This window comes from Enterococcus sp. HMSC076E04 (assembly GCF_001814285.1).
GTDB lineage: Bacteria > Bacillota > Bacilli > Lactobacillales > Enterococcaceae > Enterococcus_B > Enterococcus_B lactis.
The window spans coordinates 73790-96342 of the sequence record NZ_KV815578.1 but is presented as its reverse complement, the minus strand read 5'-3'; the positions used below and the strand labels follow the sequence as shown (position 1 = coordinate 96342).

20 protein-coding genes and 1 pseudogene are annotated in these 22553 nt (G+C 38.6%); 6 read left to right on the top strand and 15 right to left on the bottom strand.

Going from position 1 to position 22553, the window contains the following annotated elements:
- Positions 1 to 19 precede the first annotated feature (19 nt).
- The 3 genes from HMPREF2961_RS03500 to HMPREF2961_RS03490 are packed head-to-tail and all read right to left on the bottom strand — an operon-like array spanning position 20 to position 3402.
- Positions 20 to 1171 carry a mannitol-1-phosphate 5-dehydrogenase gene (locus tag HMPREF2961_RS03500; RefSeq protein WP_002315737.1) on the bottom strand — a complete coding sequence of 384 codons (1152 nt, stop codon included), beginning with the start codon at positions 1169 to 1171 and terminating at the stop codon, positions 20 to 22.
- A gap of 12 nt (positions 1172 to 1183) precedes the next feature.
- Entirely contained in the window at positions 1184 to 1621 is a 438-nt protein-coding gene (locus HMPREF2961_RS03495) for a PTS mannitol transporter subunit IIA (RefSeq protein WP_002291499.1), read from the bottom strand.
- Positions 1622 to 1635: 14 nt separating this feature from the next.
- Positions 1636 to 3402 (bottom strand): PTS mannitol transporter subunit IIBC, encoded by a 1767-nt coding sequence (locus HMPREF2961_RS03490; protein ID WP_002291496.1) that lies wholly within the window; start codon positions 3400 to 3402, stop codon positions 1636 to 1638.
- Between the two features lie 263 nt (positions 3403 to 3665).
- Here HMPREF2961_RS03490 and HMPREF2961_RS03485 point away from each other — a divergent pair, with 263 nt between their 5' ends.
- Together HMPREF2961_RS03485 and HMPREF2961_RS03480 are read left to right on the top strand one after the other, a co-directional pair.
- Complete coding sequence (locus HMPREF2961_RS03485) at positions 3666 to 4343, top strand: ATP-binding cassette domain-containing protein (protein ID WP_070703961.1); 678 nt, start codon at positions 3666 to 3668, stop codon at positions 4341 to 4343.
- A 2-nt stretch (positions 4344 to 4345) separates the two neighbouring features.
- A pseudogene (locus HMPREF2961_RS03480) lies at positions 4346 to 5473 on the top strand (ABC transporter permease).
- A gap of 198 nt (positions 5474 to 5671) precedes the next feature.
- Here the strand turns inward: HMPREF2961_RS03480 and HMPREF2961_RS03475 are convergent.
- The 9 genes from HMPREF2961_RS03475 to HMPREF2961_RS03435 form a co-directional block, all read right to left on the bottom strand.
- Complete coding sequence (locus tag HMPREF2961_RS03475) at positions 5672 to 6112, bottom strand: PTS mannitol transporter subunit IIA (protein WP_002315733.1); 441 nt, start codon at positions 6110 to 6112, stop codon at positions 5672 to 5674.
- A 10-nt stretch (positions 6113 to 6122) separates the two neighbouring features.
- Positions 6123 to 8156 carry a BglG family transcription antiterminator gene (locus HMPREF2961_RS03470; protein WP_002315732.1) on the bottom strand — a complete coding sequence of 678 codons (2034 nt, stop codon included), beginning with the start codon at positions 8154 to 8156 and terminating at the stop codon, positions 6123 to 6125.
- A gap of 1 nt (position 8157) precedes the next feature.
- Complete coding sequence (locus tag HMPREF2961_RS03465) at positions 8158 to 9861, bottom strand: PTS transporter subunit EIIC (RefSeq protein ID WP_025477318.1); 1704 nt, start codon at positions 9859 to 9861, stop codon at positions 8158 to 8160.
- Between the two features lie 92 nt (positions 9862 to 9953).
- Positions 9954 to 10904, bottom strand: a complete 951-nt coding sequence (gene manA / locus HMPREF2961_RS03460; protein ID WP_002291489.1) for a mannose-6-phosphate isomerase, class I — start codon at positions 10902 to 10904, stop codon at positions 9954 to 9956.
- 38 nt (positions 10905 to 10942) lie between these two features.
- Positions 10943 to 11968 (bottom strand): serine hydrolase domain-containing protein, encoded by a 1026-nt coding sequence (locus tag HMPREF2961_RS03455; RefSeq protein WP_002291488.1) that lies wholly within the window; start codon positions 11966 to 11968, stop codon positions 10943 to 10945.
- Positions 11969 to 12176: 208 nt separating this feature from the next.
- Positions 12177 to 13046, bottom strand: a complete 870-nt coding sequence (locus HMPREF2961_RS03450; RefSeq protein WP_002315730.1) for a VOC family protein — start codon at positions 13044 to 13046, stop codon at positions 12177 to 12179.
- A gap of 204 nt (positions 13047 to 13250) precedes the next feature.
- Positions 13251 to 15143: an ABC transporter ATP-binding protein gene (locus HMPREF2961_RS03445; protein WP_002291484.1), complete on the bottom strand. Its 1893-nt coding sequence runs from the start codon at positions 15141 to 15143 to the stop codon at positions 13251 to 13253.
- On the bottom strand, positions 15140 to 16867 hold the full coding sequence (locus tag HMPREF2961_RS03440) for an ABC transporter ATP-binding protein (RefSeq protein ID WP_002315729.1): 1728 nt from the start codon (positions 16865 to 16867) through the stop codon (positions 15140 to 15142). The genes HMPREF2961_RS03445 and HMPREF2961_RS03440 overlap by 4 nt, the downstream gene beginning before the upstream one ends.
- A gap of 15 nt (positions 16868 to 16882) precedes the next feature.
- Positions 16883 to 17533 (bottom strand): TetR/AcrR family transcriptional regulator, encoded by a 651-nt coding sequence (locus tag HMPREF2961_RS03435; RefSeq protein ID WP_024635844.1) that lies wholly within the window; start codon positions 17531 to 17533, stop codon positions 16883 to 16885.
- Between the two features lie 203 nt (positions 17534 to 17736).
- Here HMPREF2961_RS03435 and HMPREF2961_RS03430 point away from each other — a divergent pair, with 203 nt between their 5' ends.
- On the top strand, positions 17737 to 18033 hold the full coding sequence (locus HMPREF2961_RS03430; protein WP_002291478.1) for a rhodanese-like domain-containing protein: 297 nt from the start codon (positions 17737 to 17739) through the stop codon (positions 18031 to 18033).
- Between the two features lie 175 nt (positions 18034 to 18208).
- Positions 18209 to 18829: an NAD(P)H-dependent oxidoreductase gene (locus tag HMPREF2961_RS03425; RefSeq protein WP_002315726.1), complete on the top strand. Its 621-nt coding sequence runs from the start codon at positions 18209 to 18211 to the stop codon at positions 18827 to 18829.
- 88 nt (positions 18830 to 18917) lie between these two features.
- Here HMPREF2961_RS03425 and HMPREF2961_RS03420 read toward each other — a convergent pair whose 3' ends face one another.
- Positions 18918 to 20084: an AI-2E family transporter gene (locus HMPREF2961_RS03420; protein ID WP_002291475.1), complete on the bottom strand. Its 1167-nt coding sequence runs from the start codon at positions 20082 to 20084 to the stop codon at positions 18918 to 18920.
- Positions 20085 to 20095: 11 nt separating this feature from the next.
- Positions 20096 to 20449: a PTS glucitol/sorbitol transporter subunit IIA gene (locus HMPREF2961_RS03415; RefSeq protein WP_002315725.1), complete on the bottom strand. Its 354-nt coding sequence runs from the start codon at positions 20447 to 20449 to the stop codon at positions 20096 to 20098.
- A gap of 127 nt (positions 20450 to 20576) precedes the next feature.
- On the opposite strand from HMPREF2961_RS03415, the gene HMPREF2961_RS03410 reads away from it, so the two are divergent.
- Both HMPREF2961_RS03410 and HMPREF2961_RS15320 read left to right on the top strand, forming a co-directional pair.
- Entirely contained in the window at positions 20577 to 21599 is a 1023-nt protein-coding gene (locus HMPREF2961_RS03410) for a lactonase family protein (RefSeq protein WP_002315724.1), read from the top strand.
- Positions 21600 to 21617: 18 nt separating this feature from the next.
- Positions 21618 to 21779: a hypothetical protein gene (locus HMPREF2961_RS15320; RefSeq protein ID WP_002310079.1), complete on the top strand. Its 162-nt coding sequence runs from the start codon at positions 21618 to 21620 to the stop codon at positions 21777 to 21779.
- A 256-nt stretch (positions 21780 to 22035) separates the two neighbouring features.
- On the opposite strand, the gene HMPREF2961_RS03400 is transcribed toward HMPREF2961_RS15320, so the two are convergent.
- On the bottom strand, positions 22036 to 22470 hold the full coding sequence (locus HMPREF2961_RS03400) for a hypothetical protein (protein ID WP_002310078.1): 435 nt from the start codon (positions 22468 to 22470) through the stop codon (positions 22036 to 22038).
- Positions 22471 to 22553 lie beyond the last annotated feature (83 nt).

Here is a 22553-nt window from a genome sequence, read left to right as displayed (position 1 = left end):
CCCTTTTTCGTATCCTATTTTAAGCGACTTGCTTGGCATAACGGTTCACGTTTTGCTTGATATTCCCAATTGTTTTCGGATCATTGATTCCTGTGACTTCTTGGATCAATTGTTCCAAGTTTTCATGGATCTTCATTTCATGCAGTTGACGGCTTTGTTCATCTTCAGGATCATAGTAATTAAAAATAATACCCATTGTTGCCGTCAAATGTGGACAAGTCAAGTTATGTTCTTGCAGTTCTCTCACTGGCCGTGTAAACCGTTCTTGATAACCTAGCTTACGTAATGGTGTCCGAGCGACACGTGTGATCGCATCAGAGATATATTTGTTTTGGAAGCGATGGATGATTTTTTCAATATACGCATGATGCTGCTCTGCATCAAACCCCCATTTGGCAATCAGCAAACTTCCTGTTTCCTGCAGAACTGATTTTAATTGTGCCACAACTAACGCATCTTGCATTGCTTCATCAATGGTCTGGTAACCTAACAAGGCACCTGTATAAGCGACAGTCGCATGACCAGTATTGACACTAAATAATTTGCGTTCGATATATGGTTCTAGATCATCTACATATAAAACCCCTTTTAATTGGATTTCTTTATTTTTTCTTTGGCTATCGTCAATGACCCATTCCTTGAAAGGTTCTACTTGGACGAATAAAGGATCTTCATGGTGTTGTAATGGGACGATTCGATCGACTGCTGCATTTGGAAAGCCGATATATTTGTCAGTAAATGATGTTTCTGGAAGATATTTATACACTTCTTTTTCTAGAAATGCTGAACCGCCAATCATGTTTTCACAGGCAATGATATCTAAAGGTGTTGTGTTTCCTTCCATTTCTCTTTCTTGGATCCCTTTTGCAATCAACTCGGCAATAAAAGGTAAGATATTCGGGCCAATGGCGGTAGTGACTAAATCTGCTTCAGCGATTTCTTGGATTACTTTTTCTGGATTTGTTTGATTGTTGATTCCTTTGACATTTTTTACAGTGATTCTTTCTTTTGATTCATCTGCTAATTCGATTTCGTATTCCTTTCTTTCATTTAAAGCATCAATGATCGTGTGATTCACATCTACGAAAGTAATCTCAAATCCATTAGCTGCCAAAACTTCTCCAATAAATCCTCGACCGATATTTCCTGCACCAAAATGTACTGCTCTCATTTTTCTCTCTCCTTAAGCAATTGCTAGATTTTCCGTTACTTCTTCTTTGCTGAGCGCATCTGCTAGTTGGACAACATTGTCCATATCACTGCAATAAAGTGCGATTTGCTGTACAAGCTGCAGATGTTCATCGCCGACTCCTGCTATACCGAACAAAACAGTCGCAATCTTTTCTTCTTCTTCCGTACCAAAATTGACACCGTCTGGCACCTGTACGACACAGATGCCGGATTTTTTCACATATTTTTTTGCTTCATCTGTTCCATGAGGAATCGCGATAAAATTCCCCATGTAAACAGATAACATGTTGTCTCTTTCTACCATGGCATCGATATATTCCTCATCAACGCATCCTGCTTCTACAAGCTTCTGACCGCAATAGCGGATCGCTTCTTCTTTGGTTTTAAATGATCGATTGAGCTCGATCATGTCGAATGGCAAACTTTGCATGCTGTTTTCCTCCCTTAAGCTGTCTGTTTCAAATATTGTGCAATCGATTCAAATTTTTGTGGGTTGACCATGCTATTGACCGATAAATGAATGGATTGAGGCGCAGCCATCCGTGCTTTTTCTGCTAAACTTTCTTTGGCTACGATCAGTGAATCAGGTTCCCCTTTTAACTCCTGGATGTTTACTTTTCGTAACGGGATAGTTAAATGGTTCTTGTCTAATATATCTTTGAGCACGGTCATCCCCATTGTTGCCGACCCCGAACGATCATCGTGGACAAGTAGGATCTCTTTGATTTGTTTGATGTTTGCTGAAAGAAACTCTTCTGTTGGCTCGTTCTTAGTTTCAGAAGCTGATGGTTCCTGTTTGCTACTCAATTCTTGAATGATTTCATCATATCGAGGTGAATTCAAAAAGTTTTCTACTGAGACAAAACGCGCGTTCGGTGCTTTTTGTTTTGCTCTTTCTTGTAGTTCGACCTGAGTAACGATCAATGTATTCGAGTCATCTGTCAGTTGGCTGATTGCTTGGTTAGTCACCGTTTGAGGCAAGTCTGCTTCCTGTACTTTTTTTCTCAAGATCGAAGCGCCCATCGCACTTGATCCCATCCCTGCATCACAAGCAAAAATGATTTTTTGTACGCCAGATAGCGCAGTTCCTTGAGGAATACCTTGGGCACCTTTAGATGCTTGTTTAGCTGCTTTTGTCTCTTGCACAGACTTTTCAAAGTCTTCATTTGTATCTTTCGCATCCGCTTTCAAAATCACTGCAGAAATACCGAATGAAACAGCTGCGGCAACAATCACGCCCAAAATAACAGGAAGGTAAGAATTGAACGGTGTCATTGCTAGAATCGCAATGATTGATCCTGGAGAAGCTGGTGCTCTTAGTCCAGCATCCATCAATTGGAAAATGAAACTTCCTGACATTCCTCCGCCTATAACTGATAAGAATAATAACGGTTTCATCATGACGTAAGGAAAATAGATTTCATGGATACCACCTAAAAAGTGAATGATCATAGCACCTGGTGCTGAAGATTTTGCTGCTCCTTTGCCAAACAAAGTAAAAGCAAGTAATACGCCAAGTCCTGGACCAGGATTTGCTTCAAGCAAGAATAGAATAGATTTTCCTGCATCTGCTACTTGTTCAGTTCCTAATGGTGTCAAAATCCCATGATTGATTGCATTATTCAAAAATAAGATTTTTGCTGGTTCAATAAAAATACTTGTCAATGGAATCAAATGGGCAGATAAAATGATCTCTACACCTTTTGCCATTGCTTGAGTCAATGCATCGACAACTGGACCAATCGCAGAAAAACCTAATAACGCTAATCCAAAACCGATAAGACCTGCTGAAAAATTATTGACCAACATTTCAAAACCGGATTTGATCCGTTTTTGGAACAGCTGATCAAATTTCTTGATGGCATATCCACCAAGAGGTCCCATAATCATCGCACCTAGCATCATTGGAATATCTGTTCCGACAATCACGCCCATCGTTGCAATTGCTCCCACAACTGATCCGCGGTCACCAGCAATTACTTTTCCGCCAGTATAGCCGATCAATAAAGGAATCAGATAAGTTAGCATCGGGCTTACCATGGTAGCAAAAGCTTCATTTGGCAAATAACCATCTGGGATAAATAAAGCCGTTAACACACCCCAAGCAATCAGTGCTCCAATGTTTGGCATGACCATGCTTGATAAGGTACTGCCTAATTTTTGTACCCTCGCTTTTAGCGAAATGTTGTTTTTGGGAATCGTCCGTTCCATTTTGTCTCTTCCTCTCTCCTTTTGATACTCTAATTGTATCCGCTTACTAAAAAGAGAAATAGTCGTACTTTGGCACGAAACTTTGTGCCAAAGGTTTGAGGATATCAGCAAAATAAAAAAATTTTGGGATCAGCAAACTTTACTTTTAAATAAACATGTTATTTTAACTTTTTTATAATATGTAAATAATAACTTTTGTCAGCATTTTATTTGGATATTTTTTGTTTTATTATGATATTAAAATTTATATTGGAGGCCTATCTATGACATTACTGATCAAAAACATGAACATGAAACGTGGTAAAAAGCGTGTGATTCGACAATTGGATCTTTTAGTAGAATCAGGAGAAGTAACTGCTTTGATTGCCCCGAACGGATTTGGCAAAACAACTTTGCTGAACGGCATTGCCCAACTGCTGCCAACAACTTATGATCAATTGTCCCTTCACAACATCTCTCCTACTGCTTATACAGATTATCGCCGGTCTTTCTTTTTTCTAGAATCAACGAATCAGTTATCCGACTATCTAACGGCTGTTGATTATTTGACTTTGATCAAATACTATTGGCAGAGCAAAGTAGAATGCCAAACTGTTTTCCAACGATTGAAGATGACTGAGTACCTTACTTTGCCGATTGGAAAAATGTCTCTAGGAATGAAACAACATGTCTTGCTTGCTGCTTACTTGATCAGTGATTCATCTGTCATGTTATTCGATGAACCGTTGAACGGGTTAGACCCAGGAAGTATTGATATCTTGAATAGGCTGATCAGACAATGGCAGGAAGAGGGGAAGACGATTCTTCTTTCTTCCAACGCTATCGCGAATATCCAATCGATTTGTTCTAAAGCATGTTTTCTAAAAAATGGAGAAATCGTCACAGAATCCTCAAATATGGAAGAGATTTTAGCTATTTATCGTCAATTGTATGAGGTGTAACTATGACTTTATTTACATTTGAACGCAATCTCTTACTAAAAAACAAAGTAAACTTTTTATTTCCTCTCTTGTTGATCGTGCTCTTTGCATTCCCACTTTTTTTTGATTATGAACTTGCTTATACAGAATTCGATGAACTGAATCATAACTATGAAGAGACGCAACGTTTGATTGAAACATTGAAAGAAGATGAGAATGAGAAAGAATTTGTGGAAAGTTTAGAGAAAAGCAACAAACTGATTGAAGCAATCTTACATGCAAAAAACACAGGGAATGTCCAGGAAATGGTCGAAGCAACTTATCATTATGAAAAAGATATACTGGATCGACTGATTTCTGGTCAAAGACAAGGAATTCCAATCATTGAACAACAAAAACGTGTCGAGTTGCTCCATTATATGAAAGAACATTAGATCCAAAGATATTCTATTTTTGACTTGCCAGCGCATCTCCCTTTAGCGAATTACTACGAAAATATTTTTTCAGGAATGATTTCTAGTTTTTTGATTTTATGTATAACCGCCTTGTTTCTTTCCTCGATCATCTTTTATGAAAAAAGAAAGCAGGTAATCTCTCTAGTCAATCTATTACCGGATAGTATGGTAAAGAAACATAGCATCCGTTTTACCGTTTATTATGGTGCAGCTATGCTAAGTCTCGTGATTCCATTTTTGTTCGTCTCTATACTAGTAGTAATCAAAAATGGTTTGGGCGACTTCCGTTATCCTGTAGGAACGATCATTGGTCAGGAGATACGAATCCTTCCGATGTATGCGTATCTTTTCCAGAGTTTTCTGTTCTTGTTGTTGTGGGTACTCTTTTTAAGTACAATCAGTTTTCTTCTATCTGCTTTATTTGAACATTCTCTAGTCAATCTTTTAGGTACACTTCTTTGTCTTTTCTTAGCAGAGTATCGCTTGTTTTCTTCGATTGGATGGATAGAATCAATCAGTCATTACTTGCCAACTTCTTATGTTGATTTTCAAAATGTGATCGGAGGAGGAGATATGTTCTCGCCACTAGCTTCAGAACAGGTTACTTTCATGAATGGTATCTTGACACTTGGTACATGGAGTATCGTTCTATTATTCATAGGTATGGCCGCTATCTATATAAAAAAGAGTTATTAAAACACAAAAATAATAGGAGCTGTGACAAAAATCTTGTCACCGTCTCCTATTTCAAATAAACGGTTTTCTAGAATAAATAGTTTTCAAAAGCTTGCATCCGCAGTAATAAGAGCGACCAAACAAAAATAGTTCCTCCTATTTTTCCCTTGGTTGAAGTTATTACTTGATGCAAGGCAGCTTTTTTACTGAGAACATTGGTTATATATGTCCATGTTCAAAAATCATTTGGACTTCTTCAATGGTTTCCGCATCACTGAGTGCCATTACTTGGTCGATGTCTGAACAGAAAAAGGCTAAATCTTGGAGCACAGCTAACTGATGTTCTTTTTTTAAAGCCACTACAAATAAGAGTGTCGCGATTTTTGGTTCCTCTTTTGTTCCAAAGTTCACACCATCAGGCACTTGGACTAAATAGATCCCTTCTTCTATTACTTCTTCATCTTTGTCAGTCCCATGTGGCAAGGCTACGAAATTCCCGATATAGACACTCGATTTTTCTTGTCTTTTAATCATTGATTGGATATATGCCGCTTTGATTCCCCCTTGTTGGGTCATCCACTGGCCGATCTCGGTCAACGCTTCTTTCCAATTTTGATAGGATTGATCGAGCAATATTTTTTCTGCTGGTAGCTGGATCATCTTTTCACCCTCATTTCTTTATTTCTTCAATCAGGATTTTCGCTAACAATTGATAAACGATTTCTCTATTTCCTGAACGGAAGATCTCGGTGTTCAAATCGTTCATGATGATTGCTCCACTGATTTTTCCTAAAAGAATCCCGTCTTTTTCTTGGATTGGCGAAGGCGCCAGCATAACTAACATACGGGACAATTCGATTGGCTGTCTATCCATCCCGTCAATTGTCAACGGTTGTTTCAAATTGAAAATACAAAAGATCGGTTTAGAAACCAATGAGCTGGATGTATGGAATAACCCCATATTTGTATGAGGAATTCCGATAGGTGCTTGTTCATATCGCTTAAGCAGTCGGCGATGAACCACCTCTTCATCCGTTACTAGTCCTTCAGGAAAATAAGGAAATAAACTGCGAATCGTTTCGGAGACCGTATCAGGGTTATCTAGTTCTTGAATAAAGAAACGATCAAGTAATTGATTGATTTGCTCCATGAAATGCATCGTTTCCTCATAAGTATCTTCTAGCATCCACTCGTTATTGCTGTTATACGTATTTTTTTGCCTTTTTTTCTTCTCAATATGCGAAAAAGCTTCTTTTAGCTGCTTGACTTCCTCTTCCAGCAGTAGCGGGGAGACTAAAATATATGTTCCATCATATCCTGGTAGAATAGATGTAGAAATAACAATATCATATTCTTCTTGTAAATCAATTTTTTTCAAATCAGCGATCCGATAGAAATGAATCTGTTGAATGAAAGGAAAATACCGTTTCAAACGCAGTTCCAACATGCTAGTAGAAGCTAAGCCGCTTGGTGAAAATCCTGCAATACTGATATTGCTTTCTTTCGGACTTTTTTCCAATGAATTTGCAAAATGAAGGACCATATATGCGATCTCTTCTTCTGATAATTTCTTTTCTTGAAAAATCCGCTCTACTGCTTGGCGGATTGCATTGGCAATTTCCTCATATTGAACCATGATTTTTTCTAAAATCGGATTAGTCAGTGTCTCTTCTTGTAAAACGGCTCTTGAAAACACACCAGACAAATGGGTCAAAAGCATTTTGTACAAGGTTTCATCTTCATAAAAATGGACATTCGTCTCTTCACTTACTTCTTGAATCAGTTGTTTTACTAAATAAGCAAGCTGTGTATCGAACGTTTCTTCAAAGAAATTCTGATCAAATGAGTTCGTGAAGTCATTTAATAATCCTGCAAAAAAGACGATCTCATTTACTGGGTAAAGTTGTTTTGTCTCAGAAGCAATCCGTGAGAATAATCGTTTAGCGGTCTGAAGCAATTCTTTGTTTGCCAGACCATTATACGTCTCATTTGTCAGTAAATGATTTTTCGTTACACGATCCATCGTCAATGTCAGCATCAAAACCAAATGTTCAAGTTTTCTATCACTTAGATTGGTCTTTTTTTGGATCAATTCTTCCCCGACTACTTGGCGTGCAAGAGACAGATGTTGCGGATCAACGAATCGAAAAAAGTAATTCAGCGATGAATCAAAAGAAATACTATGAAAAAGTTCATATTCATTGATTTCTAATTCTAATACATTCGCTGTTAGAAGCCGACGGTATTTTTCCGGTCCTACGATCTCATATCCTTGGTTCCGAATGATTTCCAAAGGCAGTTGGCGGGTACTTTCTTCCAACTGTTTGATATCTGCATAAAAAGTAGTATTACTGATGCGGTATAATTCCATAAAATGGGCAAGACTCAACGGTTCTGTCGTTAGTAACAGCTCGGCTAAAATTGCGTGCTGTCGTTTAGCAGTAGGCAAATCATCGCTTTTCCCATCTGTATTTTCTTTTAATTGCTCCATTACTTCTTCCGATGCCTCAATGACAAACGAACCTCTTGCTACTTTTTTCAAAGAAGCATTTACCGATTTCAATGAGACTTCAAGATTATCTAATTCGCGGTAAACGGTCCGCTTGCTGACTTTCAATAAATTCATCATTTTTTGGATAGTCACAGGTGAGGGACTGCTGAGAAATTCTGCTAATAATTGTTTTTCTCTGGGCGATAAGTACATCTTATTTTTCTCCCTTCACGAGTTTTTCGTATTCATTCGTAGCTACCCAATGTTCCACTAGGACTAGCTGAGGGATCGTTTCTTTTAGCTGTTCATTTACAGCTAGTTCTCTTTGGGCGATATAAATCGTTTCTTCTTGGATTTTGAGCTGTTCGATTGGTTCCTTTAAGATAACAAACTGTTTTTTCTCTTTTTTTGCTAATTGACTTAAAATCGCCATGCCCATGGTTTGTGAACCACGTCTATTATTTTTATACAAAAACACAACGTTAACGGGCGACTTTTTCTGTTCTACTACTTCTACTCTCTCTTTTTTTTCTTTCCAATTTGGTTCGTGGATCGCTTCTTTTATTCGTGACAGCAAGATATCTGTTTCCAAAAAGTGATCCAGTACGAAAATTTGACTTTGAGGTACTTTTTCTCTTGCAAGATCCGCTAATTCATGTTGGACGATAACAAGCTGATTTACTTGATTGTTCAATTCATAGACAGAGCTGTATCCAACAGCGAGATCAATTTTTTCCGCTGCTAATTTTTTCTTCAGCAAGGCGGCTCCCATAGCGCTTGATCCCATGCCTGAGTCACACGCAAAAACGACAGAATGAATGGTAGATAGTTCCAAGATTTCTCCCCTTTCTTTGACCGTGTTGTCTCCTTTTTCTTTTTTCGGTAATTTCAATAGCAGCGTTGCACAAATGAAGGTTACAAATGTACTGATTGCTATCCCTATACTTACCCCAGCTAGTTGCGGATAAGGCGTATTGGCAAAAATCACGAGTAGTGACCCGGGCGATACAGGAGTAGCTAATCCCGCATCTAACCATTGGAATATCAACGTGCCGCTTGCTCCACCAACCATTACAGCTAAAAACAGATATGGACGCAACAAGACAAACGGAAAATAAATTTCGTGAATCCCACCAATCGCATGGATCATCAACGCTCCACTTGCGTTTACTTTTTCCTGTTTTTTTGCAAAACAAAGGATAGCAAGTAAGATCCCTAAACCAGGTCCCGGATTTGCCTCCATCAAAAACAGGTAAGAGTGTCCGACTGCTTGTGAGAATTCGATTCCTAAAGGTGTCAACACACCATGGTTGATTGCATTATTAAAAAATAATACTTTTAGAGGTTCTAGGATCAAACTGACAAGCGGCAACAGATTCATTTTGACTAGCCAAGACACGACGGAGACAAGCAACAGGTGGAAACTATTTAAAGCTGGCTCAATAAAAACGATTCCAATTATACAAATGACACTACCAATCAGCCCTACTAGTAAGTTGCTGACAAGCATTTCATACCCAGCTTTGAATTTCGCATGAAATCTAGAAACAAATTGTTCATACAAGAAGCCGGCAAGCGGTCCTATAATCATCGCTCCTACGATTTGCGGGGCATCGGAACGAGCAATCAACCCTAAAGAAGCGATTGCGCCCGCGACTGCCCCTTTTTGTCCCCCTACCGATTTTCCGCCTGAATAGCTGATCAAGATTGGTAAAAGCAGTTGAATCATCCAGTGGCATACCTCTTCCAACGTGGCATGCAAATCGCCAGACACACCTTTCATTACTAATGACAAGATTCCCCAAGCAATAAACAGACTTAGGTTTGGCATGATCATTTCATTCAAGTGGTGTCCGGCTTTTCTCAGTTGTTTCGTAAACACTCGACTGCTGCCGTTTGCTTTCCATTTGTATTCCATCTTTTTCACCATACTTCTATTTATTGATAGACGGATTTTATGTAGAAAAAGCAGCAAACGAAAACCGTCTGCCGCTTTCAGCTATCTGGGAACTATTTGCCTGGTTCAGACGCAATGATTGCTAGTTCACCTTGGACCGTCCACTCAGAAACGCCACTTGGAATGATACAGCTTGTTCCTTTTTCTAATGGATATGTTTTTCCGTCAACAACAAGGTCTCCTGCTCCTTCAATCACTGTCATCAACGTATAAGGGGCTTGTTTTTTGAAAGATGTGATTCCTTTAATATCCCACTCATATACATTGAAAAACTCAGTTTCTAAATAAGTGACGATCGATGAATTCCCTTTTCGGACTTCTTTGATTTGTAATTCTGGTGTTTTGGCAGGGACAGTTGTTACATCAATCGATTGTTGGATATGCAGCTCTCTTGTTTGTCCTTGCGCATCTTTTCTGTCATAGTCATATACGCGATAAGTCGTATCGGAGCTTTGTTGTGTTTCTAAAATCATGATCCCTTTACCAATAGCATGGATCGTTCCGCTTGGTACATAAAAGAAATCACCTTTTTTAACTGGTACTTTCTTCAAAAGGTCATCCCAGCGCCCCTCTTTGATCATCTCAGCTAGTTCTTCTCTTGTCTTTGCATGATGACCGTAGATAATTTCTGCACCAGGTTCAGCATCGATGATATACCAGCATTCAGTTTTTCCTAATTCACCTTCATGTTTCATCCCATAGGCATCATCTGGATGTACTTGTACAGATAGATCATCTTCTGCATCTAAGATCTTGATCAACAATGGAAACACTGGTTCTGAAGGATGCCCAAACAATTCCTTGTGTTCTGACCATAGTTCATCTAATCTTTTCCCTTTGAATTCGCCATTTTCTACTACACTGACACCATGAGGATGCGCGCTGATCGCCCAATCTTCTCCGATTTTATCGTTAGGGATATCAAAACCGAAGACGGAACGTAAACGGCTTCCTCCCCAAATTTTTTCTTGAAAAACTGGTTTTAAAAACATAGGTTCCTGCATAATTCAAACTCCTCTCATTTTTCATAGCTATTATAGCATTATTTCTGTAATACCGCTTTCTCTTTCAAAAAGTTTTCAACAATTTCATCTCGACATATGAGATACTCCGCACGATGATCGACAGGATGTACGCGATTGGACAGAAATATCAACGCTTCTTGTGTTTTTATATCAATCAAGAAAAACGTACCTGTATAACCAGTATGAAAAAGAATCGCATGACCGTCTCCTACATCTTTTTTTAGATCCCACCCTAGAGAACGATAGCCATTTCTTTCTGGAGTTTGATCTTGTAGCAAAGAATCAATCGTTTCTTCTTCTAAAAACCGACCATTACTGATTTTTCCCTTGTTCAAATACATTTGGACAAAAGTAATGCTGTCGTTCAAATCGATAAAGAGCCCAGCATTTCCTGCATGTTCAGCTAAAACTCTTGCTTTCGGATCATGAGTTTGTCCACACAAAACCTCACCCGAAGGCAGTTGTTCTGTGGGAACGATTTTTTTGGAAGGAAAAGGAAGAAATAAGCTGTTCATCATTCCTAATGGTTCCAATACTTGTTCTTGAAAGATTTCCACTGCAGTTTCTTGGTAAATTTTTTCCAGCATCAATCCAAGAAGAATCGTTCCGGCATCTGTATATTTTACTTCTTTTCCTAGTTGCTCACCTGGCTCTAGCTTTAAATAAGCGGCAATCAATTCTTCCTGAGATAGCTCATCTCTGTTTGGTATCCATGTTTTGATATCAGAAGTATGTGTCAGTAAATGACGCAAAGTGATTGTCTGATTTTCAAATTCAGAAAGATATTTATGCAGTGGTTGATCGAGTTCTATTTTTCCATCTTCTAATAGACGCAAAACTAATGAAGTGGTTGCAACGACTTTCGTCAGTGATGCTGCATCAAACAACAGATCTTCTGTCATCGGCTGTTTTTCAGGAACGACTTGGGCAAAGCCAGCTGTAAATGATTCTACTTGATTTTCTTTGATGAAGGCGGCTGCTACACCTGGATAAAATCCTTCTTCCATTTTTTTCAAAATAAGCTGTTTCGTTTGTGGGTACATCTTTTTCTCCTGCTTTTCTGTCAAATTCTTACAGTCCAAGCTTAAAGCTTAATCTATGAGGAATCAACCTTTTTACACAAAAAAAACTGCGCGGAAAACCACGCAGTTTCATTCGGTATACCGTTTGCTCTTTCTATCTCTAGAACAAGTAATAGTATGACCGTTTATAAAATGACGAGACATGCGACAATCGTTAAGAAAGAAAAAGTTAAGCGTCGCATCGAATGTCAGTTTTATTCTTTTCTTTTGGCTCACTGACGAACCACCATTCGATTCCTATGGCATCATAGATTGTGAGTACTGTATGCTTTTTGTCCAAGAAGAAATCGACTGATAATTGCTGCAAGTGAGCAATCAGTCCTTCCATGCTTTCAGTATCAATCATGAATTTCAGAAAATCAAGGCCAATCACTTCATCTGTAGGCAAATCGATGGCACCACCACTTGCTTCTGTCAATCCAACATGGAAATCTCCTTCATTCAATACATGGATGCCCTCTTCTTCATTATGTACCTTCAAACCAAGGACACGATTAAGAAATTGGCGTTCTTTTGCTAAATCAGTAACATTTAAATGGATTTTTTCAAAATAAGATCCTGCTGTTAGTTTACTGAATTTTTCTTCAGATTTTCTTAACAACGCTTCTTGATCCATCGTCTCTGGAACTTCTCTTTGGTGATTCTTATTCTCTTCATGGTAAATTTCTAATTCATTCTCTTCTGGGTCTACGAGTAAGATCCCCATACGTCCATGATCTTCTAAAGCTTCTTTGATTGGATAATTCATTTTACGAATACGGCAAAGAATATCTGCCATTTCTTCTGTGCTAGGGATAATCAATGAGAAACGGTTCAGCTTTTTGATCTCCCCCATGTGATCATTCGCTCTAGGACTTTCTTCCAGCAGCAACATTTCACTTCCAGCTTCTTCTGTTCCTAAAATGGCTAATTCGTTTTCTTCTCTTTTCAAATCAAAGCCAACAACGTTCTTGTAAAAATCAATCATTTTATCTCGGTCTTTCACCCGAATGGCTACACTTTTTAAATAGGTGGCAGCCCCCAATTGAAAATCTCTCATATTTCTTGCTCCCCTCTACGTCAAGCTTTATTTTAACGATGGATTCTTCTTCTTTCAAGCAATAACTTTGATTTTGTTAAAAAAAGTGTGAGAAACTTCGCATTTTACTTGTTTTTTGTAAATAAATGAGTAAAAAACCACATGAAACTCATTTTCTTGAAATGTGCTTCATGCGGTAAAGAAAAATAATAAATTTGTACGTTTCTATGAAGCTTCTTCTTCAGAAAACTGACTGTTATAAAGATCTGCATAGAATCCGTCTTTTTCCATCAATGTATCGTGGTTTCCAGTTTCTACAATCGAACCATGATTCATCACAATAATGTTGTCTGCATCGCGTATTGTAGACAAGCGGTGAGCGACAACAAAACTTGTTCGGTTTTCCAATAGGCGATTCATCGCTTTTTGAATCAGTATTTCTGTTCGTGTATCTACACTAGATGTTGCTTCATCAAGGATCAGGACATCCGGATTTGCTAAGAATGCTCGCGCAATAGTGATCAGCTGACGCTGCCCTTGCGAAATATTGCTTGCATCCTCGTTTAATACAGTGTTATATCCTTCTGGCAATTTACGAACAAAATCATCTACGTGAGCGGCTTTAGCAGCTTCAATGACTTGTTCATCTGTTGCATCGTCGTTCCCATATTTGATATTGTCATAGATACTTCCTGTAAACAGCCAAGTATCTTGTAGTACCATTGAAAACTGTGCGCGCAATTCATCACGTGAAAGGTCACGGGTATCTACACCATCGTAACGAATACTGCCTCCAGAAACATCGTAAAACCGTTCAAGAAGGTTGATCAGTGTCGTCTTTCCTGCACCGGTTGGCCCTACAATAGCGACCATCTCACCAGGTTTGACATCCAAGTTGAAATCAGTCATTAGCAAGTTATCTGGTGTGTAGCCGAATTGAACATTTTCAAAACGAACTTTGTATGGTGTATCTTTTTCTTCTGGAAGGCCAGATTTTTCATTGGACATCTCTTCTTCATCCAACACTTCAAATACCCGTTCGGCTGAAGCAACTGTTGATTGGATAGTGTTCATCAAACTTGCAAGTTGAGTGATTGGTTGAGAGAACTGTGTCGTATATTGTAAGAATGCTTGAACATCCCCTAATGTCATGTTCCCATTTGCAACTTTTACTCCGCCTAGTACAGCGACGAACACATAGCCTAGATTTTTAACGAAATTCATCAACGGCATGATGATTGCCGAAATAAATTGAGCTTTCCAACCAGCGGCATACAGATTCTGATTTTCTTTTTCAAATACTTCCTGATCTTTTTCAGTATGATTGAATGTTTTAACGATCGTATGACCACCATATGTTTCTTCTACTTGGTTATTCAATAAACCTAAACTTTTTTGCTGATCTGCGAAAAACACTTGTGATTTTGGCGCAACGACCATAACGATGATCAAGCTTAAAGGAATCATCAATAACGCGACTAACGTTAATTGCCAGCTGATTGAAAGCATCATCACGATGACCCCGATCAATGTGACTGCACTAGTTACAAATTGAGTCAAATTTTGTTGCAGCGTGCTTGCGATGTTATCCATATCATTGATTGCTCGAGACATGATATCGCCATTTGTATGTGTATCATAATAGGAAATCGGTACACGATTCATTTTGGCTTCCAAGTCATGACGCAACTCATAAACTGTCCGCTGTGAAACACGTGTCATAATAAACTGCTGTAAAAAGTTGAATACAGCTGAGATCAAATACATCACGATTACTGTTGCAATGATTTGCGCAATTTTATCAAAATCTATCGGAAATTTTGTTACTTGTTGCCCTTGTTGCATCTGTTGCGCGCCAGCCATTACACCTTTGAATATTTCTGTAGTTGCTTTCCCCAAAACTTTTGGTGTTTGGATTTGGAAAATCACGGCTGCTATTGCTAGTACAAATACAGCGATGATTGCAACCATACGTTTAGACATATAGCCAAACAATCGGCGTACTGTTCCCCAGAAATTTTTAGGCTTTTCCCCTTTTACACCTAGATTCCTGCCAGGTCCGCCGTGTCCTGGACCGCCTGCTGGTCCGTGAGAGGGACGTGTGTTTGTTTTACTCATGCTAAGTCCTCCTCTCTTAGTTGTGAATGAACGATTTCTTGATAAGTTTCATTTGTTGCCAATAGTTCTTCATGTGTTCCTTTGCCAACTAGTTTTCCTTCATCTAGTACAAGGATCATATCTGCATCCATTACTGTACTTACTCGTTGAGCAACTAAAACCGTGATACTTTCTTTCATATTCGTTTTCAATGCTTGGCGAAGATTGGCATCCGTTTTGAAATCCAATGCTGAGAAGGAATCATCAAACACATAAATGTCTGCTGTTTTGACTAATGCCCGTGCAATTGCTAGACGCTGTCTTTGTCCGCCGGAGAAGTTTCCTCCTCCTTGTTCCACATGGCTGTCTAAGCCATCTTCCATCTCTGAAACAAAATCTTTAGCTTGTGCGATTTCTAATGCTTTCCAAATCATTTCATCTGTTGCATCCGGCTTACCATACTGCATATTGTCTCGGATCGTTCCAGAGAAAAGAACTGCTTTTTGAGGAACAAAGCCCATTAGCTCCCGCAAATTATATTGAGTCATTTCACTGACGTCCGTTCCGTTTATTTGGATCGAACCAGATTCGATGTCATATAATCGGGGGATCAAATTGACTAAGGTCGTTTTACCTGAACCAGTTCCTCCTATGATTGCGACAATCTCGCCCGACTTAGCTTGAAAATCAATATCTTCCAATGCAAGTTTTTCTGCTCCATGATATCGATAATTGACATGATTGAAGGCCAATGTTGCTTCTTTTCCAGCAAAAGAAACGGTTTTAGGATTTTCAGGGTCATGGATACCGATTTTTTCATCCAACACCTCATTGATACGGTCAGCTGAAGCTTGTGCACGAGGTACCATGATGAAAATAGCGGAAAGCATCATAAAGCTGATCAAGATCTGCATCGCATAAGTCATAAATGCAATCAGATTACCGACTTCTAAGGTCATATCTGCTATGTAGTGTCCACCAAACCAAGTGATTGCTACGTTTGTACCGCTCATGATCAATGTCATCATCGGCATCATCAATGCGACGATCGTATTCACTTTGATTGCCGTATTTGTATAGTCTTTATTCGCTAAATCAAAACGATTTTCTTCAAAGCGCGTCTTATCGAATGCGCGGATGACTCTGACACCTGTCAACCCTTCTCGAAATACCAGGTTCAAACGGTCAGTTTTCTTTTGCATGCTTTTGAATAATGGAACAGCAAAATACATGATTCCGCCAATCAAAATAATCATTACTGGGATGACGACTAAGAAGATTTTTGTCAACTGATGATCTTTTTGATAAGCAAGTATACTCGCGCCAATCAACGTGATTGGTGCATTGATCATCATACGTAAAAACATTTGTGTGACCATTTGGATTTGAGTCACATCATTGGTGGTTCTTGTGATCAAAGAGGCCGTTCCGTATTTGTCAAACGCATCTTTTGTCAGGCTCTCTGATTTTTTATAGACATCCGTACGCAATTGCTTACCCAGTTTCTGTGATTCTCGAGTAGCAAAAAATGTATTTGCAATAGCGGCTAAGATACTGATCAAAGAAAAACCGATCATCACAAAACCTGTATGCCAAATATAATCGACATCTCCTTGCGCTACCCCTTTATCAATGATATTGGAGGTAAGTGTCGGCAAATATAAATCTGCCAGTACTTGGATCACCATGAAAACTGCAGCTGCAATTGCTGAAGTCAAGGAGATCCGTTTTACGATTTTTAGCATCTAGTTCCCTTCTTTCTATTTATATACTCCGTTTTTCAGCCAAGAAAGTTTCAAATTGAATTCACTGATTGCTTGCTCTGCTGAGTAATCTTCGGATGTTGAAAATAAGCGATACGAATGCGCAATTGTTGTAAATACAGTATTCATGACTAATTGGATCAGTAACTCCAATTCATGATCATTTTTTACTTTCAACTTCGTCCGATCAATCAATTCAAGCAACTCTTTTGCATCTTGTTTGTGTTCTTTATGTGGATCATGAGGCGTTTTTTGGCGACTCGTATGAGGAGCGACTTTTCTTGAGGCACGGTAATCCATGTTCATAAACAAGTTACGATAAAAAGAAGCATTCTCACCTTCCAAAATCTCATAAATCATTTTAGAAAAATAGGATTCGAATCCTTTGAATAGATCACCATCGGATTCTTTCATTAGTTGCAACATATCTTTAGAGCTGTCACGTCTCATTGTCTCAAAGTAATAAAAATAAAGATCCTCTTTATCTTCAAAATACTGATAGAAACTGCCTCTAGGGATATCCGCTAATTTGACGATATTAGCAATCGAGGCTTCTTTCAAAGGTACTCTAGAAAACTCGATTCTCGCCGCTTCAATTAACCTTTTTTGTTTTTCTTTCGGCAAATGGAAAAATGTCTGTGTCGGCATATGGATCCTCCTTTCTTCTAAGATGACACATTGTCATATGACGCTATGTCATTATAACACCTCCCACCTGTTTTGCAAGACATTTGCATAGTTTTTTTCATTATTATCCGATACATTAAAAAAATGATAAGAGGAATCCTTTCATTTGAATTAATGAGAGCTGCCCATTAAAATAGCCACATACTAAACAAAGGATGAGATAAATGGCCCAATCAATTAGTGTCCAAGACTTCAATAAATTGCCTCTTGATGCTGACAGCATCGTTTTAGATACAAGAAATACTTTAGATTACACAAAAAAACACTTAAGCCACTCGCTTTCTATCCCCGCTGCTATCTTGCCAAGACAATTAAAAAATCTAGATCCAAAAAAACTTTATTATATTCTAAGCTACACAGGCAGACGATCAGAAGCATTAGCCGATCAACTTACTGCTAGCGGATTTCGTGCTGTTTATATCATTGGTGGGATGGAAGCTCTTCAGTCAAGCGTTGCTTGAACATTGCTGGGGGCTGTGACAAAAATCGTGTCACAGCCTCTTTTATATCCTGTTTTTTTAGTTATTTATTCTTCAACCTTATCAATATGACTTGATAGCCTTTTCTTTTTCGAGTAAACTGATTTTGTTAGTCATAGTTATAACAATCATAGCAATAAAAGGAGAAGGTAAGCATATGGCATCTGTTTTAGTAGTCAAAGGTCATCCCCTAACTGCAGAAGAATCACGTACAGTTAAGGCATTGACGTCTTTTTTAACAAGTTATAAAGAAAATCATCCAGATGATGAAGTGACTGTTTTGGAACTTTATCGCGATGATATTCCAGAAATTGATGAAGAATTATTATCAGGTTGGGAAGCATTACGTGCTGGTGCAGAATTCACTTCCTTATCAGAAAGTCAACAACAAAAAATCGCTCGTTTCAATGAATTGACTGAGCAGTTCCTTGCTGCTGATAAAGTCGTTATCGCAAACGCCTTATGGAATCTAAATATCCCAACAAAATTAAAAGCTTGGTTCGATACTGTCAATGTAGCTGGAAAAACGTTCCGCTATACAGAAAACGGGCCAGAAGGATTAGTGACAGGTAAAAAAGCACTGCACATCCAATCTAATGGCGGTGTATACAACGGACAAGACTTTGCCTCTCAATATGTAAAAGGTATTTTGAACTTTGTAGGCATCGATCAAGTAGAACAACTATTCATCGAAGGAATCGATTATGACCCTGACCGTGCAGATGAGTTGATGCAAAATGCATTAGATAAAGCTGCTGCTTTAGGTAAATCATTTTAAAATTGAGGTAAATGTATATAAAAGAGACAGAGGGAAAAATCTTCAAAGCAACATTTGTGCTTTGGATATTTTCCTCTGTCTCTTTTTGTTATTCTTTCTGCTTTTTCAACGGATTTTCTTCATAAAGAGAAGAAATCGTTGTATACCATTCAAAAACATGAGTGATCACTACTTTAGCTGCTGCATAAACAGGAATCCCCAAGATCACACCAACGATCCCGAACAATTTCCCTGACGTCAGCAGCACTAATAAGATCGTTACTGGATGGATTGCTAACTGATTTCCCAATACTAACGGAGAGATCAAGCGTCCTTCTATTGTCTGTTCTACTGCAAAAACGATCAGTACCTTGATGATCATGAATGGACCTGCCACAATAGCTAAAAAGATGGCTGGAATCATTGCTAAAAATGAGCCTAAGTATGGGATCAGATTCAAGAACCCTGCAATGATTCCCAACGTGACAGCATATTCTAAACCAATGATTGCAAAACCAATCATAAACATGATTGCCACAGCAAAAGCCACAGTTAATTGCCCTCTTATATATGAGGAAACTTGACTATTCATTTCACTCAGCACATTCAACGTCGGTTTTTGCATGCGTGTTGGTAAAAACTTGACGAAATAAGGGGCTAATCGCTTACCATCTTTCAATAAATAAAATAAGATAAACGGCATCGTCAGCAAAGCTACTAAAATAGTCGCTACCGCACCAACAAAACTCCCAAGACTCTGAACTGTACTCTTAGATATGTCTTGGATCATATCACCTGCTGAATTCATGAACTTATCACCTGCTGTTTCCAACTGTTCTCGAAATTGGTTGAACAGCGGGTCTCTCAAGATCTCGGTCAATTTATTATCGATCGTATCAACGTATTGAGGAAAGTTACTGATAAAGCTGACTGTTTGTTCCTGGATCTTAGGTATGATCACTACGCTTCCCCATACGATTAATGCAACGACCAAAACAAACAGCCCAATGATACTATAGAGCCTTGGTACTTTTCGCTTCTCAAAGTAATCAACTACTGGATTCATCAAGTAATACAAGATGCCTGCTAGAATGATAGGTAGTCCTACGATTGCTAAAAATTGCCAGATCGGTGCAAACAAATAAGAAACTTTTGTAAATAAAAAGACGATCAGCAATATTAACAATACAACAAGTAAAGCTGTGACCACTTGATTATTTAAAAACCAGCGCCAAAACCAAGACACCGGTCTGTTCTTCTTATTTTTCCCTTCCATAAGTCCTCCCGTTAGTTATAAATAATTTGGCTTCCCAAACCAATAGCAGGCAGTTCATGTGGATGGAGATAGATTCCGTTTGCAATTTGTCCTTCTTCTGGACAGGTATCAAAAATCAATGATACGTGAGCTACCGTCTCTAAATTTCCATTGGCCATCGGACCGACATAATCGATTGTATACGACTGACCATCAAAAGTAATCGTTCCGCCTGCTTTCAAAGAAAAAGGTTCATCTTTCGACACCTCTTGAATCACCGAATATTTTCGCAAGGCAGCTGTTGCTGTTTTATCGAACAAAATCAGCATCGGTTCTTCCTTGTTTATTGCTTCTGTTCCAATTTCTGTAATCGTTGCCTGAATCATCGCACTCTCTCCTTTACTTGCTTTCAAAAACAGTATAACACATTCTCATTCTTTAGCCGTGGGGAATAATTATGTGATAGAATAAAAACGAAAACTATTTCATTACCATTAGGAGGAATCAGCTCATATGATCGAAAAGATAATTTTAGGAACCTATACGCGCCGCGAAAGCAAAGGAATCTATACGATCGATCTTGATACAGAAAAAGAAGAATTATCCAGTCTTTCATTGGCTGTTGAAGAGAACAGCCCTACCTACCTAGCAAAAAGCAAAGCTGGCAATCTTTACACGGTTACCAGTGTAGACGGATTAGGTGGTGCCGGTGCGTACGATAAGGATTTTCATTTTTTGAATGCGGTAACAGAGTCTGGGGCTCCTTTATGTTATGTAGCGGTTGATGAAACACGGCAATTGCTCTATGGGGCCAACTACCATAAAGGCGAAGTAAATGTCTATCACATATTAGGAGATGGCGAGCTGAAAGCAGCGGATTCAGTATTCCATCAAGAAGCGACAGGCCCTCATAAAAACCAAGATCATGCGCATGTCCATTATACGGATCTGACTCCTGACCAACGATTAGTCGTATGTGATCTTGGTACAGATCGTGTGTATACTTATGATGTGTCCGAAAACGGCAAATTGAATCTTGTAACTACCTTCACTGCAGAGCCAGGAACAGGCCCTCGCCATCTCGTCTTTCATCCGAATGGACAATTCGCCTATTTATTTGGTGAATTAGACAGCACAGTCCGAGTGCTTTCTTATGATAAAGAAACAGGTGATTTTGAAGAATTACAGAAAATATCGACCTTGCCAGAAGAATTCGATGGTGAAAATGGAGGGGCTGCTATTCGCATTTCCAATGATGGCAAGTTCCTTTACGCTTCTAATCGGGGACACAACTCGATTGCCGTATTCGCAGTTTCCGAAGATGGTTCTCACATCCAAAATAAACAAATCATCTCAACAGAAGGCGATTTCCCTCGCGATTTCGCACTAGATCCAAGCAATGGTTTTGTCGTATGTGCCAATCAGAATACCGATAATCTGACATTATACCGCCGTCATCCTGAAACAGGATTACTGGAATTATTGCAAAAAGATGTCTATGCACCAGAATGTGTCTGTGTTTATTTTGATCGTTAGCAAGAAAAGGAGAATAAAATGAATCAGCAAGACGTATTAGACAGGCTGCGGGAAGAACTGAATATTCCTTTCTTTGATGGAAAAATCGAAGATAAAGAGTATAGCGAAGAGGAATATCAGAAACTCAAAGCCGATTTACAGAACTACTTTGAACAATATGTACGGAATGTAGAAAACTAATCAACCTTCCATACTATCTGAAAAGGACATCAGCGCAAGACTTTTTCGTCTGTTCTGATGTCCTTTTCTATAAATAAAAAAACCGCCGAGTTGGTTAGACTCTGCGGAAAAGGAGTATTTACTCAATTTTGAGTAAGTACAAGGTTGTTGGTTATAGGTATGTTCTTATCATAAAGGATTTTGTTCACTCTATCATAAAGACAATATTACATTTATATTAGATAACTCTAGTTTTTATTGTCATCAAAGTTTTCTTTTATTTTTTCAATAACAAATTAGTCATTTTTTGGATGGCAGCTGTCAATTGGTCAGTCGCTTGGTCTTGTTTTGCTTCAGATGTATTGAATAAATCTTTATCTACTCCTGACTCAAGATCAATACTTTGAATCATTTCTTCACAGCCTGCTACATATGAAAGATAAGCTTTTTCAAAATTTTTATGAATGCCCATTGCTTTTGCTGGTGGGCGCAATGTACTGACTTTCTTAAGCATTGCCCGATATTTTTTTGTTCCTTCTTCAAATAACTGGACGGTCTCTTCAAGGGTCGATCTGTCCAGTTCACTTGTTTTTCCTTCATCGATTGCGTTTCTGATCACTTCATATTTCGGATGCATTCCTTCTCCGATTGCTTCGGTTTCCTTGACGATTTGATCGATGGACTGCACATAATAGCCAATATTCGGTAACATGCTTGTTTTCCTACTTTCTCCATTGTTGTTATTATTTATTCTACTTGTTTTTATCCTCAAATGACAAGTACTTGAAAAAATTT